This window comes from Pseudomonas putida, assembly GCF_028682455.1.
GTDB lineage: Bacteria > Pseudomonadota > Gammaproteobacteria > Pseudomonadales > Pseudomonadaceae > Aquipseudomonas > Aquipseudomonas putida_AA.
This window is the reverse complement of the sequence record NZ_JANHLD010000003.1, coordinates 882,672-898,501: the sequence shown is the minus strand read 5'-3', so window position 1 is coordinate 898,501 and position 15,830 is coordinate 882,672. Positions and strand designations below refer to the sequence as shown.

11 protein-coding genes are annotated in these 15,830 nt (G+C 63.2%); 9 read left to right on the top strand and 2 right to left on the bottom strand.

The features are described 5' to 3' along the window. Positions 1-24: 24 nt before the first annotated feature. Both betB and betA read left to right on the top strand, forming a co-directional pair. Complete coding sequence (betB, locus tag NPS58_RS21235) at positions 25-1,497, top strand: betaine-aldehyde dehydrogenase (RefSeq protein ID WP_274117245.1); 1,473 nt, start codon at positions 25-27, stop codon at positions 1,495-1,497. 150 nt (positions 1,498-1,647) lie between these two features. Continuing rightward, positions 1,648-3,339, top strand: coding sequence for a choline dehydrogenase (betA, locus tag NPS58_RS21230; RefSeq protein ID WP_274117244.1), 1,692 nt, complete (start codon positions 1,648-1,650; stop codon positions 3,337-3,339). 66 nt (positions 3,340-3,405) lie between these two features. Here betA and NPS58_RS21225 read toward each other — a convergent pair whose 3' ends face one another. Beyond that, positions 3,406-5,628 (bottom strand): dermonecrotic toxin domain-containing protein, encoded by a 2,223-nt coding sequence (locus NPS58_RS21225; protein ID WP_274117243.1) that lies wholly within the window; start codon positions 5,626-5,628, stop codon positions 3,406-3,408. Between the two features lie 175 nt (positions 5,629-5,803). Between NPS58_RS21225 and NPS58_RS21220 the strand changes: the two genes are divergently transcribed. The 4 genes from NPS58_RS21220 to trxC are packed head-to-tail and all read left to right on the top strand — an operon-like array spanning position 5,804 to position 12,930. Then, on the top strand, positions 5,804-7,546 hold the full coding sequence (locus NPS58_RS21220) for a potassium/proton antiporter (protein WP_274117242.1): 1,743 nt from the start codon (positions 5,804-5,806) through the stop codon (positions 7,544-7,546). Positions 7,547-7,585: 39 nt separating this feature from the next. Then, entirely contained in the window at positions 7,586-10,939 is a 3,354-nt protein-coding gene (mscK, locus tag NPS58_RS21215; protein ID WP_274117241.1) for a mechanosensitive channel MscK, read from the top strand. 58 nt (positions 10,940-10,997) lie between these two features. Continuing rightward, positions 10,998-12,458: a protein adenylyltransferase SelO gene (gene selO, locus NPS58_RS21210; RefSeq protein WP_274117240.1), complete on the top strand. Its 1,461-nt coding sequence runs from the start codon at positions 10,998-11,000 to the stop codon at positions 12,456-12,458. A gap of 37 nt (positions 12,459-12,495) precedes the next feature. Next, on the top strand, positions 12,496-12,930 hold the full coding sequence (gene trxC, locus NPS58_RS21205) for a thioredoxin TrxC (RefSeq protein ID WP_274117239.1): 435 nt from the start codon (positions 12,496-12,498) through the stop codon (positions 12,928-12,930). Positions 12,931-12,989: 59 nt separating this feature from the next. Here trxC and NPS58_RS21200 read toward each other — a convergent pair whose 3' ends face one another. Further along, positions 12,990-13,763 (bottom strand): ParA family protein, encoded by a 774-nt coding sequence (locus NPS58_RS21200; protein ID WP_274117238.1) that lies wholly within the window; start codon positions 13,761-13,763, stop codon positions 12,990-12,992. A gap of 310 nt (positions 13,764-14,073) precedes the next feature. On the opposite strand from NPS58_RS21200, the gene NPS58_RS21195 reads away from it, so the two are divergent. The 3 genes from NPS58_RS21195 to NPS58_RS21185 are packed head-to-tail and all read left to right on the top strand — an operon-like array spanning position 14,074 to position 15,825. Then, positions 14,074-14,790, top strand: a complete 717-nt coding sequence (locus tag NPS58_RS21195; RefSeq protein WP_274117237.1) for a beta-ketoacyl synthase chain length factor — start codon at positions 14,074-14,076, stop codon at positions 14,788-14,790. Beyond that, positions 14,766-15,578: a lysophospholipid acyltransferase family protein gene (locus tag NPS58_RS21190; RefSeq protein WP_274117236.1), complete on the top strand. Its 813-nt coding sequence runs from the start codon at positions 14,766-14,768 to the stop codon at positions 15,576-15,578. The genes NPS58_RS21195 and NPS58_RS21190 overlap by 25 nt, the downstream gene beginning before the upstream one ends. Beyond that, a complete protein-coding gene (locus NPS58_RS21185) occupies positions 15,553-15,825 on the top strand; it encodes a phosphopantetheine-binding protein (protein ID WP_274117235.1) in 273 nt (90 codons plus the stop codon). The genes NPS58_RS21190 and NPS58_RS21185 overlap by 26 nt, the downstream gene beginning before the upstream one ends. Positions 15,826-15,830 lie beyond the last annotated feature (5 nt).

Sequence of the window (15,830 nt, the reverse complement as noted above, 5' to 3'; positions counted from 1 at the left end):
ACACAATGCACTTGCGAGGACACTATGGCCCGTTTCGAACTGCAAAAACTCTACATTGATGGTGGTTATGTCGACGCTTCCAGCGACGCTACCTTCGACGCCATCAACCCGGCCAACGGCGAAGTCCTCGCCCAGGTGCAGCGTGCCACCCAAGCAGACGTCGAGCGCGCCGTAGAAAGCGCCGAGCGCGGCCAGAAAGTCTGGGCCGCCATGACCGCCATGCAGCGTTCGCGCATCCTGCGCCGTGCCGTCGACATCCTGCGCGAGCGCAACGATGAGCTGGCTGCCCTGGAAACCCTGGACACCGGCAAGTCGTACTCCGAAACCCGCTACGTCGACATCGTCACCGGTGCTGACGTGCTGGAATACTACGCAGGCCTGGTACCGGCCATCGAAGGCGAGCAGATCCCGCTGCGCGACAGCTCGTTCGTCTACACCCGCCGCGAGCCGCTGGGCGTGACCGTCGGTATCGGCGCCTGGAACTACCCTATCCAGATCGCCCTGTGGAAATCCGCACCTGCCCTGGCGGCCGGTAACGCGATGATCTTCAAGCCGAGCGAAGTCACCTCGCTGACCACCCTCAAGCTGGCCGAGATCTACACTGAAGCCGGCCTGCCAGACGGCGTGTTCAACGTCCTGACCGGCAGCGGCCGTGAAGTCGGCACCTGGCTGACCGAGCACCCGCGCATCGAAAAAGTCTCGTTCACCGGCGGCACCGACACCGGCAAGAAGGTCATGGCCAGCGCCTCGAGCTCCTCGCTCAAGGAAGTCACCATGGAACTGGGCGGCAAGTCGCCATTGATCATCTGCGAAGACGCCGACCTGGATCGCGCCGCCGACATCGCCATGATGGCCAACTTCTACAGCTCCGGTCAGGTCTGCACCAACGGTACCCGCGTGTTCGTGCCAGCCTCGATGAAAGCTGCATTCGAAGCCAAGATTGCCGAGCGCGTTGCCCGTATCCGCGTTGGCAACCCTGAAGACGAAAACACCAACTTCGGCCCGCTGGTCAGCTTCGCCCACATGGAAAACGTGCTGGGCTACATCGCCAAGGGCAAGGCAGAGGGCGCACGCGTGCTGTGCGGCGGCGAGCGCCTGACCGACGGCGAATTCGCCAAGGGCGCCTTCGTGGCCCCGACCGTGTTCACCGACTGCCGTGACGACATGACCATCGTCAAGGAAGAGATCTTCGGCCCGGTGATGAGCATCCTCTCCTACGAGACCGAAGAAGAAGTCATCCGTCGTGCCAACGACACCGACTTCGGCCTGGCCGCTGGCGTATGCACCAACGACATCAGCCGTGCCCACCGCATCATCCACCAGCTTGAAGCCGGCATCTGCTGGATCAACGCCTGGGGCGAATCGCCGGCCGAAATGCCGGTTGGCGGCTACAAGCAGTCCGGTGTCGGCCGTGAAAACGGCGTGAGCTCGCTGGCTCAGTACACTCGCATCAAGTCGGTGCAAGTCGAGCTGGGTGCATACAACTCGGTTTTCTGAAGCGACACGCTTCAAGCGGCAAGCTACAAGTAGCCCCCTTAGCGCATGGCGCCGAGGGGTACTTGCAGCTCCCATTGATTCGCGAGCCTCGCACAACCGCTGTTCTTGCGGCTTGCTGCTTGAGGCTCGCAACTGCTTTCGGAGAAAGCCATGGAATTCGATTACATCATCGTCGGTGCCGGCTCGGCCGGTAACACCCTGGCGACCCGCCTGACCGAAGACGCAGGCGTTACTGTCCTGCTGCTCGAGGCGGGTGGCCCCGACTACCGCATGGACTTCCGCACCCAGATGCCAGCTGCCCTGGCCTTCCCGCTGCAGGGTCGCCGCTACAACTGGGCCTACGAGACCGATCCAGAGCCGCACATGGACAACCGCCGGATGGAATGCGGCCGTGGCAAGGGCCTGGGTGGCTCGTCGCTGATCAACGGCATGTGCTACATCCGCGGCAACGCCCTGGACTTCGACGGCTGGGCACAACTGCCTGGCCTCGAAGACTGGACCTACCTGGACTGCCTGCCGTACTTCCGCAAGGCCGAAACCCGCGACATCGGCCCGAACGACTGGCACGGTGGCGAAGGCCCGGTCAGCGTGACCACGCCAAAGGCCGGCAACAACCCGCTGTTCCACGCCATGGTCGAAGCCGGCGTGCAGGCCGGTTATCCGCGCACCGAAGACCTCAACGGCTACCAGCAGGAAGGTTTCGGCCCGATGGACCGTACCGTCACGCCTAAAGGCCGTCGCGCCAGCACCGCCCGTGGCTACCTGGACACCGCCAAGAAGCGCTCGACCCTGACCATCGTCACCCACGCCCTGACCGACCGCGTGCTGTTCGACGGCAAGCGCGCCGTCGGCGTGACCTACCTGGTCGGCGCCAGCGAAGAGCGCGTCGAAGCCCGAGCCCGCAAGGAAGTCATCGTCTGCTCCGGCGCCATCGCTTCGCCGCAACTGCTGCAGCGTTCCGGTGTCGGCCCGGCCGAACTGCTGAAAAACCTCGACATCCCGGTGGTCCACGACCTGCCTGGGGTCGGCGAGAACCTGCAGGACCACCTGGAACTGTACCTGCAGTACGCGTGCACCCAGCCGGTTTCGCTGTACCCGTCGCTGCTCTGGTACAACCAGCCGGCCATTGGCGCCGAGTGGCTGTTCAACGGTACCGGCATCGGCGCCAGCAACCAGTTCGAGGCCGGCGGTTTCATCCGTACCCGTCCTGAGTTCGAATGGCCGAACATCCAGTACCACTTCCTGCCCGTTGCGATTAACTACAACGGCAGCAACGGCGTACAGGAACACGGCTTCCAGGCCCACATGGGTTCGATGCGCTCGCCTAGCCGCGGTCGCATCCAGGCCAAGTCCAAGGACCCGCGCCAGCACCCAAGCATCCTGTTCAACTACATGGCCACCGAGCAGGACTGGCAGGAATTCCGTGACGGCATCCGCCTGACCCGCGAAATCATGGCCCAGCCAGCCCTGGACCCGTACCGTGGCCGCGAGATCAGCCCGGGCGCCGACGTGCAGACGGACGAAGAGCTCGACAAGTTCATCCGCGAGCACGCCGAAACCGCGTTCCACCCATCGTGCTCGTGCAAGATGGGCGACGACGAGATGGCGGTGGTCGATGGCCAGGGTCGCGTGCATGGCATGCAAGGCCTGCGGGTAGTCGACGCCTCGATCATGCCGATCATCATCACCGGTAACCTGAACGCCACCACGATCATGATCGCCGAGAAAATCGCCGACAAGATCCGTGGCCGCCAGCCGCTGCCGCGCAGCACTGCCAAGTACTACGTGGCCAACGGCGCGCCGGTCAAAGGCAAGCCGATGCGTGAAGTGAAACAGGCGTAAGGTCATCGCGGGGCAAGCCCACTCCTACCTACATTGTAGGAGCGGGCTTGCCCCGCGATCCCTTGTTCAATACCGTACAAAAAACCGCTCCACCACCGAAGCTCCCGCCTCACCCAACCGTTGCGCATAGTGATCCCGCTCAAACGGCTGCCCGGTACGCAACTCAAACGCCGGCCCGTTCCCCGCCTCCAGCGCCCGCAACCGCACCTGCACAAACCGGTAATGTTCGCCGCTGACTTGCGCGATATCCTGCACCTGCAAATACCTTCCCGGCAGTACCACCGACTCGGCCTCATGCTGCAGGTCGGAGAAGGGTGCCACCGGCACCGCACACCGCGCCCCACCCGGTTCCAGTACATACACGACGCCACCGTCTGCGAATGCGCTACCCACCGGCACCGTTGGATGGTTGAAGAACTCCCAGGCCAGATACGGGTTCTCCGAAAACGAGGTGAAATCGGTGGTCAGCATGCAATCGCCGACCTTGATCCGCCCCTCGCGCCAATACGCACCCGACGTCTCTCGTCCTCCAACGCCGACCCGGTACAGGCGTACCTGGTTGTCACCGCCCAGCAGCTCCAGCTCTTCGGCCAGGTCATGCACCCTGGCAACGTTGGCGGCCGGCGCGTCTTCCAGCGCCAGCCCGCGCAGCAGGTTGTTGTAGCGCTGTGGCGAATGGGTGTACTGCTTGATGTGGCGCGAATGGAAGCCCAGCTCGTCGCAATACACCCGAAACGGCTGGCCGAAGGCATCCAGGTCGGCTCGTGGCACATGCACCAGTAACCCACGCTGACGGGCCAGGGCCAGGTCCGACACCGCCAGCAGCTCATCGGCCGAGGCCCGCATGTGCAGATCCCAGAACGGTGCCTCCAGCCCCGGCACCACCTGCCCTTCAGCTTGCAGGGTGCGAAGCGAACCGGGCAGGTAGCCCTGTTCCGGGAGCAGTGCCGGTGCATCGGCAAGTCCCGGCGCTTCGAGTACCTCTGCAGCCCTGAGCATCTGCGAGTCGATCAGGATGAACAGCACATCAATGAACGCCGCGCTCCAACCCGCGCGCCGCTGCGCCTGCAGCGGCGCGCGCACTGCCTGATCCACATGCAGGACCAGGCTGCCGACACCGGCGCCCAGCGCCACCCCCGCAAACGGCCACCAGAGCAAGGCTGCTGGCGTCGCAAAGCGCGGGGCGAGCTTGAGGTATTCCATCCACTGGGCCTTTCTCAGCGCGCTGTTGGAGGTGGTGCGTGCCTGGGCATCTCGTACCATCTGGTCAACGGCCGAGCCGTACAAAGCGTCGAACACATCCCCCCGAATCTGTTGCCGATCACGTACCAGAAAGACCGTTGCACTCTGCAACTGATCACAAAGCAGGCCCAAGGCGTCACCGTGATTGGCCAGCGCTGCTGCATCGCCAAGGATATGGGTGATGAAACGCTCGCGGGCAGACTTGTCACGCACTTGCCTGACAACCCAGGCGTTCAGTTGCGCCGTGTTGTCGAACACCTGCAACTCACTGTTACCTTGACCGCAGAGATACAGCGCCTGCCGGCTTCCCGAAAGTGTCAGCCAAAACAGGTCGCGGGCCCTGTAACCACCCAACAGGCAGGGATGCAATGGCGAAACGCTTGCCGGCGCAGCCTTTGTGCGCAACTGCTGCAGCCCCACAGGGAGCGCCCCACCCGGCACGACTGCAGCGCACAACGCCTCCAACTCCTCTGGACGCAACCGGGCACGGGCAACCGCCGCAAGAAAGCCTGCCCGTGCCAGCAAGCAGAAATCCCCGCCGCCATCGCCCCAGAATTTCGTCACCGCTGCCAGATAAGCGGACTGAAAATCCAGCGCCCAGAACGCCTGCTGCACCGTTGCGGGCAGCAGCCTGATTTCGCAGGTTTCGTCATATCGGCCATGAGCCGCATCGACCCTGTAGAAGCCACCGTAAAGACTCAGCAGGTCGCTGTTGGCCTGTTCATCGGCAAGAAAACGGCGCAGGGTCAGTTCACTCAGGGTCATCGAGCGCAGAGGCTTACCCTCGTGCCGCCAGCCGGTGAAGGTGCGGTTGCTGCTGATCACACCACTGAAGCGGTGCCAGAAAATACGGTCAGGGTCCATCCAGTAACCCAGTTGCTCGCGCACGATTTGCCCGGCAGCCTGGCGTGCCAAAGCATGAAGTTCGGGAAAGTTGGCGCTGTAGCGTTCGGCGATGCCTTGCAACGTGCGGGCGGCATCAGGCTGGATAGGTGAAAGTGCGAAGTCTGGCATGGTGTTGACCCTTGGAGCGATTGAAAGGGACATCACTTCAACCCCCTGGACGTGCCAGCGGGCGCCATTTATCCACCACCTCGCGACTCATTTGAGATCAACGCAAGGAACGCTTTACAGCCCGCCAAGCCCTCAGGTTAGAATCAGTTGGCATGCGACCTGCTTGTTCAAGCCGGTCCCCTTTCTGCTTTTCCCCGGAGTACCGCCTTTGGATGCGTCCACCATCAATAGCCTGTTCTTGATCGGCGCATTGCTGGTAGGTGCAAGTATTCTGGTCAGCTCACTGTCATCGCGACTGGGCATCCCTATCCTGGTCATCATTCTTGCCGTCGGTATGCTGGCCGGCGTGGATGGTGGCGGCATCATCTTCAACAATTACCCGACCGCCTACCTGGTGGGCAACCTGGCCCTGGCAGTGATCCTGCTCGATGGCGGCTTGCGCACACGGGTGGCGAGTTTTCGCGTGGCCTTGTGGCCGGCCTTGTCGCTGGCCACCGTGGGCGTGCTCATTACCACCGGCCTGACCGGCATGGTCGCCGCCTGGTTGTTCGACCTGAGCCTGATACAAGGCCTGCTGATCGGCGCCATCGTCGGCTCCACCGACGCCGCCGCAGTGTTCTCGCTGCTGGGCGGCAAGGGCCTGAACGAACGGGTCACCGCCACGCTCGAGATCGAATCGGGCAGCAACGACCCGATGGCGGTATTCCTCACCGTCACCCTGATCGAAATGATTGCCAGCGGCCAGACCGGCCTGCACTGGAGCCTGCTCGGCCACCTGATTCGCGAGTTCGGTATCGGCAGCCTGATGGGCCTGGGCGGCGGCTGGCTGATGCTGCAACTGGTCAACCGCATCAACCTGGCCGGCGGCCTCTACCCGATCCTGGTGATCGCTGGCGGCCTGGTGGTGTTCTCGCTCACCAACGCCCTGCACGGCAGCGGCTTCCTCGCGGTGTACCTGTGCGGCCTGGTGCTCGGCAACCGGCCGATCCGCAGCCGCCACGGCATCCTGCACATGCTCGACGGCATGGCCTGGCTTGCGCAGATCGGCATGTTCCTGGTGCTGGGCCTGCTGGTCACCCCCCATGACCTGCTGCCCATCGCCCTGCCGGCCCTGGGCCTGGCCCTGTGGATGATCATCTTCGCCCGGCCGCTCTCGGTGATCGCCAGCCTGCTGCCGTTCAAGGCCTTCCATGGTCGGGAGAAGGCGTTCATTTCCTGGGTCGGCCTGCGCGGCGCGGTACCCATCATCCTCGCGGTGTTCCCGTTGATGGCCGGCCTGCCCGACGCCCAGCTGTTCTTCAACCTGGCGTTCTTCATCGTGCTGGTCTCGCTACTGGTGCAAGGCACCAGCCTGCCGTGGATGGCCAAGCTGCTCAAAGTCACCGTACCACCGGACCCCGCGCCCATTTCTCGTTCGGCCCTGGAAGTGCACATCACCAGTGAGTGGGAACTGTTCGTCTACCGCCTGGGTGCGGAAAAGTGGTGCATCGGCGCCGCCCTGCGCGAGCTGAAAATGCCCGAAGGCACCCGTATCGCGGCCCTGTTTCGTGGCCAGCAACTGCTCCACCCGTCGGGAAGTACCACCCTGGAAGTCGACGATCTGCTCTGCGTGATCGGCCACGAACACAACCTTCCGGCCCTCGGAAAGTTGTTCAGCCAGGCACCGCAGCGCGGCCTGGACTTGCGCTTCTTTGGTGACTTCGTGCTCGAAGGTGACGCAGAACTGGGGGCTGTAGCGGCGTTGTACGGTTTGCAGCTCGATGGCCAGGACCCGCATATGCCGCTCAGTCGCTTCATTGCGCAGAAGGTTGGCGGCGCGCCCGTGGTCGGCGACCAGATCGAATGGAACAACACGCTATGGACGGTGGCGGTGATGGAAGGGAACAAGATCCTCAAAGTGGGCGTCAAATTCCCCGAAGGAACTCGACCCGGCCCCGGACTGTTCCTTTAAACTCCGAACTTCGCCTCTGGTTGCATGAATTTTCTGCCTATGTCCCTGCGCATCTATGTTTGCGCAGCCCTGCTCGGGCTGTGCCTGTCTCTCTCCTTCGCCTGGGCGGCAGAACCGCCGACCAGCGCGTCCATCCAGTCCAGCCTCGACAAGATCGCCGAGCGCAAGCTGCCGGAGGCTGAACAAAAAGCCCTGCAGCAAGTGCTCGAACAGACCCTGACCTTCCTTGGCAACAAGGAAGACAGCGAGAAAAAACTCGCCGCGCTCAAGCAGCAGCTCAGCGATGCACCGAACCAGACCCGCGAGAACCAGCGCGAACTGGCCAAGCTCAATGCCAGCAAAGTGATCCCCGTGGCCCAGCGCTACGCAGCGATGAGCGTGCCTCAGCTGGAGCAGATGCTGGCCGAGCGGACCACCCAACAGGGCGAGCTGCAAAAGGCGCTGTCTGAAGCCAACAGCCTGACCATCACCTCTCAGACCCGTCCGGAGCGGGCCCAGGCCGAGATCAGCGCCAACCAGACCCGCGTCCAGCAGATCAACAACAGCCTCAAGATCGGCAAGGATGGCGGCAAGCCGCTGACGCCCGACCTGCGCAACCAGCTCAACGCCGAGCTCGCTGCAATCAACGCCCTGACCCTGCTGCGTCGCCAGGAGCTGGCCGGCAACAGCCTGCTGCAGGACCTGGGCAACAGTCAGCACGACCTGTTGATAGAACGCGCCGCTCGAATGGAGCAAGAGATCCAGGACCTGCAGACGCTGATCAACCAGAAGCGCCTGGCCCAGTCGCAGCAAACCGTTACCGAGCAGTCCCTCGAAGCCCAGAAAGCCGGCGGCAGCACCTTGCTGGCTACCGAGAGCGCGGCCAATCTCAAGCTCTCGGACTACCTGCTGCGCAGCACCGACCGCCTCAACGAGCTCACCCAGCAGAATCTCAAGACCAAGCAGCAGCTCGACAGCCTCACCCAGGCCGACCAGGCCCTGGACGAGCAGATCAGCGTGCTCAAGGGCAGCCTGTTGCTGTCCAAGATCCTCTACAAGCAAAAGCAGGCGCTGCCGCACCTGAAGGTCGACCGCGACCTGGCCGACCAGATCGCCGATATCCGCCTGTACCAGTTCGAGATCAACCAGCAGCGCGAGCAGATCAGCAGCCCCAGCAGCTATGTCGACAAACTGCTGGCCAACCAGCCCCAGGAGGACGTCACCCCGCAACTGCGCAAGGCCTTGCTGGAAGTGGCGATCACCCGTAGCGACCTGCTGGAGCGACTGAACCGAGAACTGAGCGCCCTGCTCAATGAATCCATCACCCTGCAGTTGAACCAGAAGCAATTGCTGAGCACCGCCCAGAGCCTGCGCACCACCCTCGATGAGCAGATGTTCTGGATTCCCAGCAACAAGCCGCTGGACATCGAATGGCTGCGCGCCGTCCCCGAGCGCTTGCAGAAACAGGTGGTCAGCCTGCCGTGGGTCTCCGGCGTGAAAGAACTGGCCGACGGCCTGACCCAGCGGCCGTTGCTGTTCCTGCCCTTGTTGCTGCTGATCGGCGCCCTGCTGTGGCGACGCAAGTACCTGTATGCCCGCCTGAACAAGGTTCACCAGGACGTTGGCCACTTCAAGCGCGACAGCCAGTGGCACACACCCCAGGCAATCCTGGTCAATATCCTGCTGGCCATGCCGCTGAGCCTGGGCCTGGCCTTGTGCGGCCTGGCCCTGCAGATCGACGCCCGTGGCCAGAACGCCAACCTCGGCGCGGCCCTGCTGCAGATCGCCCAGGCATGGCTGGTGTTCTACACCGCCTACCGGATCCTGGCGCCAGGCGGCGTGGCCGAGCTGCATTTCCGTTGGGAAAAGCCCCAGGTCGAGTTCCTGCGCGGCTGGATCCGTCGCCTCGGCACCGTGGTGCTGGCCCTGGTCGGCGTGGTGGCGGTAGCTGAACACCAACCCTCGGCGCTGGCCGACGATGTGCTGGGCATCGGCGTGGTGCTGACCTGCTACGCCCTGATGGCCTGGCTGCTCAGCCGCCTGCTGCTCAGCAGCCCGACCCACCAGAACACCTCGCTGTTTCGCAAGTTCGTCGGCGTGGCCTTCACCATCCTGCCAGTGGCCTTGTTCATCGCCGTGTGCTTTGGCTACTACTACACCGCGCTCAAGCTCACCGACCGCCTGATCGACACCCTGTACCTGCTGATGTTCTGGCTGGTGATCGAGGCCGCCTTCGTTCGCGGCCTGGCCGTGGCGGCGCGGCGCCTTGCCTACCAGCGGGCACTGAGCAAGCGCCAGCAGACCACCAAGGAAGGGCTCGATGGCGAGGTCATCGTCGAAGAGCCGACCCTGGACATCGAACAGGTCAACCAGCAGTCCCTGCGCCTGATCCGCCTGGCCCTGCTCGGCGGCTTCATCGCGGCGCTGTATTGGGTCTGGTCCGACCTGATCAGCGTGGTGGCCTACCTCGATAACATCACCCTGTACGAGTACACCAGCGGCACGGGCGCAGCCATGAGCATGGTGCCGATCAGCCTCAGCGACCTGCTCGGCGCGCTGGTGATCATCGGTATTACCATCGCCCTGGCCGGCAACTTGCCGGGCTTGCTCGAAGTGCTGGTGCTGTCACGCCTGAATCTGGCCCAGGGCAGCGCCTACGCCACCACCACGTTGCTCTCCTACGTGATTGCCGGCGTCGGCTTCGTCTCCACCCTGTCGGCCCTGGGCGTGAGCTGGGACAAGTTGCAGTGGCTGGTCGCCGCACTGTCGGTGGGCCTTGGTTTCGGCATGCAGGAGATCTTCGCCAACTTCATCTCCGGCATCATGATCCTGTTCGAGCGTCCGGTGCGGATCGGCGACACCATCACCATCGGCAACCTCTCCGGTACAGTGAGCAAGATCCGCATCCGCGCCACCACCATCACCGACTTCGACCGCAAGGACATCATCGTCCCCAACAAGACCTTCATCACCGGGCAACTGATCAACTGGTCGCTGACCGACACCATCACCCGGGTAACGCTCAAGCTCGGCGTCGACTACGGCTCGGACCTGGACCTGGTGCGCACCCTGCTGCTCAAGGCGGCCAACGACAACCCGCGGGTGCTCAAGGAGCCGGAGCCGATTGTCTACTTCCTGAACTTCGGCGAGAGCACCCTGGACCACGAACTGCGCATGCATGTGCGTGATCTGGGCGACCGCAACCCGGTGCTCGACGAGATCAACCGCTTCATCAACAAGGAGTTCAAGAAGCAGAAGATCAATATCTCGTTCCGCCAGATGGAGATCTACCTGAAGAACATGCAGGGCCAGGAGTACAAGATGGTTCCGGTCGAAAGCCTGGACAAGACCGTACTGCCGCCGGTCCCCGACGCCAGCAAGCCTGGCGACGACGCACCCGCCAAGCCGGCCTGACTGGACGCCAACGGCCATACCCTTGCAGAATGATCGGATATTCTGCTGGAGATGGCCGTTGAAAGCCCTCGACGAACTGACCTTCGACAACCGCTTCGCCCGCCTGGGCGATGCGTTCTCAACTTCCGTGCTGCCCGAGCCGATCGCCGAACCACGCCTGGTGGTAGCCAGCGACTCGGCCATGGCACTGCTCGACCTGGACCCCACCGAAGCGCACTCCCCGGTATTCGCCGAGCTGTTTGGCGGGCACAAACTGTGGAGCGAGGCCGAGCCTCGGGCCATGGTGTATTCCGGGCACCAGTTCGGCTCGTACAACCCACGCCTGGGTGATGGCCGCGGCCTGCTGCTGGGTGAGGTGTACAACGACGCGGGCGAGCACTGGGACCTGCACCTCAAGGGCGCAGGCCAGACCCCTTATTCGCGCATGGGCGATGGCCGTGCCGTCTTGCGTTCCTCGATTCGCGAGTTCCTGACCTCCGAAGCCCTGCATGCCCTGGGCATCCCGAGCAGTCGCGCCCTGTGCGTGATCGGTTCGAGCACCCCGGTATGGCGCGAAACCCAGGAGCGCGCCGCCATGCTGTTGCGCCTGGCGCCAAGCCACGTGCGCTTCGGACACTTCGAGTACTTCTACTACACCCGCCAGCCCGAGCAGCAAAAGCAGCTTGCCGAGCATGTGCTGAGCCTGCACTTTCCCGAATGCCAGACCGAGCCCGAGCCGTACCTGGCGATGTTTCGCAGCATCGTCGAGCGCAATGCCGAGCTGATTGCACTGTGGCAGGCGTATGGCTTCTGCCATGGGGTGATGAACACCGACAACATGTCGATCCTGGGCATTACCTTCGACTTCGGCCCGTTCGCCTTCCTCGACGATTTCGATGCCAACTTCATCTGCAACCACTCCGACGACCAGGGCCGCTACAGCTACAGCAACCAGGTACCCATCGCCCACTGGAACCTCAGCGCCCTGGCCCAGGCCCTGACGCCGTTCATCAGTGTCGAGGCGCTCAAGGACACCCTGGCGCTGTTCCTGCCACTATACGAAGCCCACTACCTGCACCTGATGCGCCGTCGCCTGGGGCTGACCGTGGCAGAAGACGACGACAAGCAGCTGATCGAACGGCTGTTGCAGTTGATGCAACCGGGCGCGGTGGACTACACCCTGTTCTTCCGCAAATTGGGCGACCAGAGCGCCGAGCACGCGCTGCGCGTGGTTCGCGACGACTTCATCGACCTGGCAGGTTTTGATCGCTGGTCGCAGGACTACCTGGCACGTGTAGCCCGTGAACCCGGCAATGCCGAAGGCCGGCGCGAGCGGATGCATGCCGTCAACCCGCTGTACATCCTGCGCAACTACCTGGCCCAGCGCGCCATCGAGGCGGCTCAAAGCGGCGACTACGAAGAAGTGCGGCGCCTGCACCAGGTGCTATGCAAGCCGTTCGAAGAACAGCCGGGAATGCAAGCCTATGCCGAGCGCCCGCCCGAGTGGGGCAAGCACCTGGAAATCAGCTGCTCATCCTGAATGCAAGGCCGCCCCACTGAACCAACCGGAGCCCCCGATGACCGAACCCCTGCTGATCCCCTGCCCCCACTGCAACGGCCTGAACCGCATCCCCGGCGAGCGCCTGGGCGACGCGCCAAAATGCGGCCGCTGCAAAAGCCCGGTACTGCTGAACGCACCTTTCGAGCTCAAACAGGGCGACTATCCCAGCCAGATCAAGGGCGACCTGCCGCTATTGATCGATGTGTGGGCCGATTGGTGCGGACCGTGCAAATCCTTCGCGCCGATATTCGAACAAGCGGCGAGGCAATTGAGCGGCCGCTGCCGCCTGGCCAAGCTGGACAGCGAGGCCAATCAGCAGTTGGCGGGGCAGTTGGGGATTCGTTCGATTCCCAGCCTGATCCTGTTCAGGAATGGCCGGGAAGTGGCGCGCCAGAGCGGTGCGTTTCCACTTCAGCAGTTGCTGGAGTGGCTGCGTAGCCAGGGGATTTGAAGGCCATCGCGGGGCAAGCGCGCTCCTCCGGTAGGAGTGGGCCTGCCCCGCGGTGTGGTCTAGGCGTTCTCTTCCAGCAGCGCATGCAACTCGACGAACTGCTGGGTCAATTTGTGTCGTGGCTCCAGGTGAATCAACGGCAGGTTGGCCTCGTGTGATTCACGCATCTTCACCGAACTGTTGAGGTACACCGGCAACACCGGCAGGCCTTCGGCCAACAACTCGTCGAGCATCTGCTGGGGCAGACTGGCACGGGCCTGGAACTGATTCACGACGATGCCCTCAACTTGAAGGTCTTCGTTGTGATCGTCTTTGAGTTCTTCGATCTCAGCCAGCAGGCCATACAGCGCCTGGCGGGAGAAACTGTCGCAATCAAAAGGAATCAATACGCGATCTGCCGCGATCAATGCGGAAACCGCGTAAAAGTTCAAAGCAGGCGGCGTATCCAGGTAGATCCGATCGTAATCTTCGCTCAGCTCATCGAGCAGTTTGCGCAGCTTGTTGATCTTGTGCTTTGCCTCGAGCTTGGGCTGCAGGTCGGCGAGCTCGGCGGTGGCGGTCACCACATGCAGGTTGTCGAAGGGTGTTTCGTAGATATCGACCTTGTTCTTCTTGGCAAACGGGCCCGACGACAGGGTCTGCTTGAAGAAATCGGCAATCCCCATGGGAATGTCGTCGCCCGTGAGCCCGGTAAGGTACTGGGTCGAGTTCGCCTGGGCATCCAGGTCGATCAGCAAGGTTCGATAGCCTTCATTGGCACTCACTGCTGCCAGGTTGCAGGCAATGCTCGACTTGCCCACGCCACCTTTCTGATTGAACACCACGCGCCGCATGGAATGACCTCCGTGTATCAGGGAATGACCGAGTATGTGGCGCCGACGCCAGCTTGACCAGCGCCGCGTGATCAAGATGTCGAGGAATCGACCGACAACCGTTTACTACCGTCTGTCGGGAAAAATCAGGCTAATCTGACGAAGCAGATCCTTCGAGGTCTTTTACAGGCGGGCGAATTTGCAACCAGCATTTGCTACCCGCCAGCGTCACCGGGATAATGCGCGCCACTCGGTTCTAGCGCCAAAACCTGCCGGTTCATCAGCTGCGACACCCTTGGCAAGGCAGTCCCTCAGGGCGGGAAACAAGATCGTGATCACATTCGACATCAGCCAGTGGCGAGCCTGGGCGCCAGGCTTGCAGAGGACTGCCGACTGGCAGCGCTGGAGCCAGGACAGCCAGGCCTTTGCGCCCACCGACCAGGCGCCGGATGTAGCGTTTTTGCCCGCCATGCAACGTCGCCGCCTGAGCCACCTGGCGCGCATGGCTTTCGCCGTCGGCTGGCCCTTGGCCGAAGGGTTGCAGGACCTGCCACTGGTGTTTGTCTGCCGGCATGGCGAGACCCCGCGCACCTTTGCCATCCTCAGCGACCTGGCCCGGGAACAGCCGCTCTCGCCCACCCAGTTCAGCCTCTCGGTGCACAACGCCGTGATCGGCCTGTGGTCGATCATGCGCGGGGCTACCTGCGAGATGACCGCCCTTGCCGGCGCCGGTGACGGCTTCGAGCACGGCGTGCTGGAAGCTGCCGGCCTGTTGCACGAAGGCGCACCGGCCGTACTGCTGATCGTCGTCGAAGAATACCCGCCCGAGGCGTACCGCGACCGGGTCCATGACGTGCCGTTCGACTATGCGCTGGCATTGCTGCTGACCCCCGGCAACACCTGGACCCTGACCCAGCAAGGCGCCGCCACCCCGACACCCGGCAATGACCCTCACGCCCTGAGCTGGCTGCGCAGCCTGCTGACAGGCCAGTCCGCCTTCACCCATACCTGGAAGCGCCGCTCATGGACCTGGCGACGCAAGCCTTGAACCGGCCACAGGACAACTACTACTGGCGCTTGCTGGCCACCGCCCTGAGCTTCTGCCTGTTCGGGGCCGGCAGCCTGTGCCTGCGCGTACTGGTTATTCCGCTGCTGGCGTGCCTGCCCGGCGACAGCACCCGCCTTCGCCAGCGAACCCGGCACACCATCAGTTGGCTGTTCTGGCGATTCGTGCGCTTCATGGCTGTCAGCGGCGTGCTGACCTATGAAGTGCGTGGCGCGCGCAAGCTCGGGCGCCCCGGGCAAATGATCCTCGCCAATCATCCATCGCTGATCGACGTGGTGTTTCTGATCGGCCTGGTGCGCCAGGCCAACTGCGTGGTCAAGCAGAGCCTGTTCCACAACCTCTTCACCCGTGGCCCGGTGCGCGCAGCGCAGTACATCAGCAACGACGGCAGCATGGACATGCTCGACAGCGCGGCCGCCGCCCTGCACGATGGGCAGACGCTGATCATCTTCCCCGAAGGCACGCGCACACCGCCCGGCCAGGCTCCGGCCTTTCATCGCGGCGCAGCCGCAATCGCCCTGCGCGGTGCGAAGATCATCACACCGGTGACCATCAAGGTCAGCCCCACCACCTTGACCAAGGCCGAGCCCTGGTACCGTATCCCGCTGCGCCGGGTGCACTTCTGCCTGCAGATCGGCGAGGATATCGACCCGCAGGCGTTCGTAGCCGTGGGGCCCGCCCCCCAGGCCTCGCGCAAACTCAATGACTATCTGCACCAGTATTTCATCAAGGAGCTCGCCAAAGATGAGCGTCGCACAGCAAGACCTTAACCGTGACATCAAGCTGCTGATCATCGAGGCACTGGGTCTGGAAGACATCGGCGCCCAGGATATCGACGACGATCAGCCCCTGTTCGGCGAAGGCCTTGGCCTGGATTCGGTGGACGCCCTGGAACTCGGCCTGGCCATCCAGAAAAAGTACGGCATCAAGATCGACGCCGACGCCAAGGACACCCGCAACCATTTCACCAGCGTGACCAGCCTCGCCGCTTTCGTCACCGCCAAACAGGCCGCCTGAGACAG

Excerpts from the sequence above, each read along its gene's own strand:
- betB (WP_274117245.1), top strand. The coding sequence starts at position 25 with ATGGCCCGTTTCGAACTGCAAAAACTCTACATTGATGGTGGTTATGTC.
- mscK (WP_274117241.1), top strand. The coding sequence starts at position 7,586 with ATGTCCCTGCGCATCTATGTTTGCGCAGCCCTGCTCGGGCTGTGCCTG.
- trxC (WP_274117239.1), top strand. The coding sequence starts at position 12,496 with ATGACCGAACCCCTGCTGATCCCCTGCCCCCACTGCAACGGCCTGAAC.
- betA (WP_274117244.1), top strand. The coding sequence starts at position 1,648 with ATGGAATTCGATTACATCATCGTCGGTGCCGGCTCGGCCGGTAACACC.
- NPS58_RS21185 (WP_274117235.1), top strand. The coding sequence starts at position 15,553 with ATGAGCGTCGCACAGCAAGACCTTAACCGTGACATCAAGCTGCTGATC.
- NPS58_RS21225 (WP_274117243.1), bottom strand. The coding sequence starts at position 5,628 with ATGTCCCTTTCAATCGCTCCAAGGGTCAACACCATGCCAGACTTCGCA.
- NPS58_RS21190 (WP_274117236.1), top strand. The coding sequence starts at position 14,766 with ATGGACCTGGCGACGCAAGCCTTGAACCGGCCACAGGACAACTACTAC.
- NPS58_RS21200 (WP_274117238.1), bottom strand. The coding sequence starts at position 13,763 with ATGCGGCGCGTGGTGTTCAATCAGAAAGGTGGCGTGGGCAAGTCGAGC.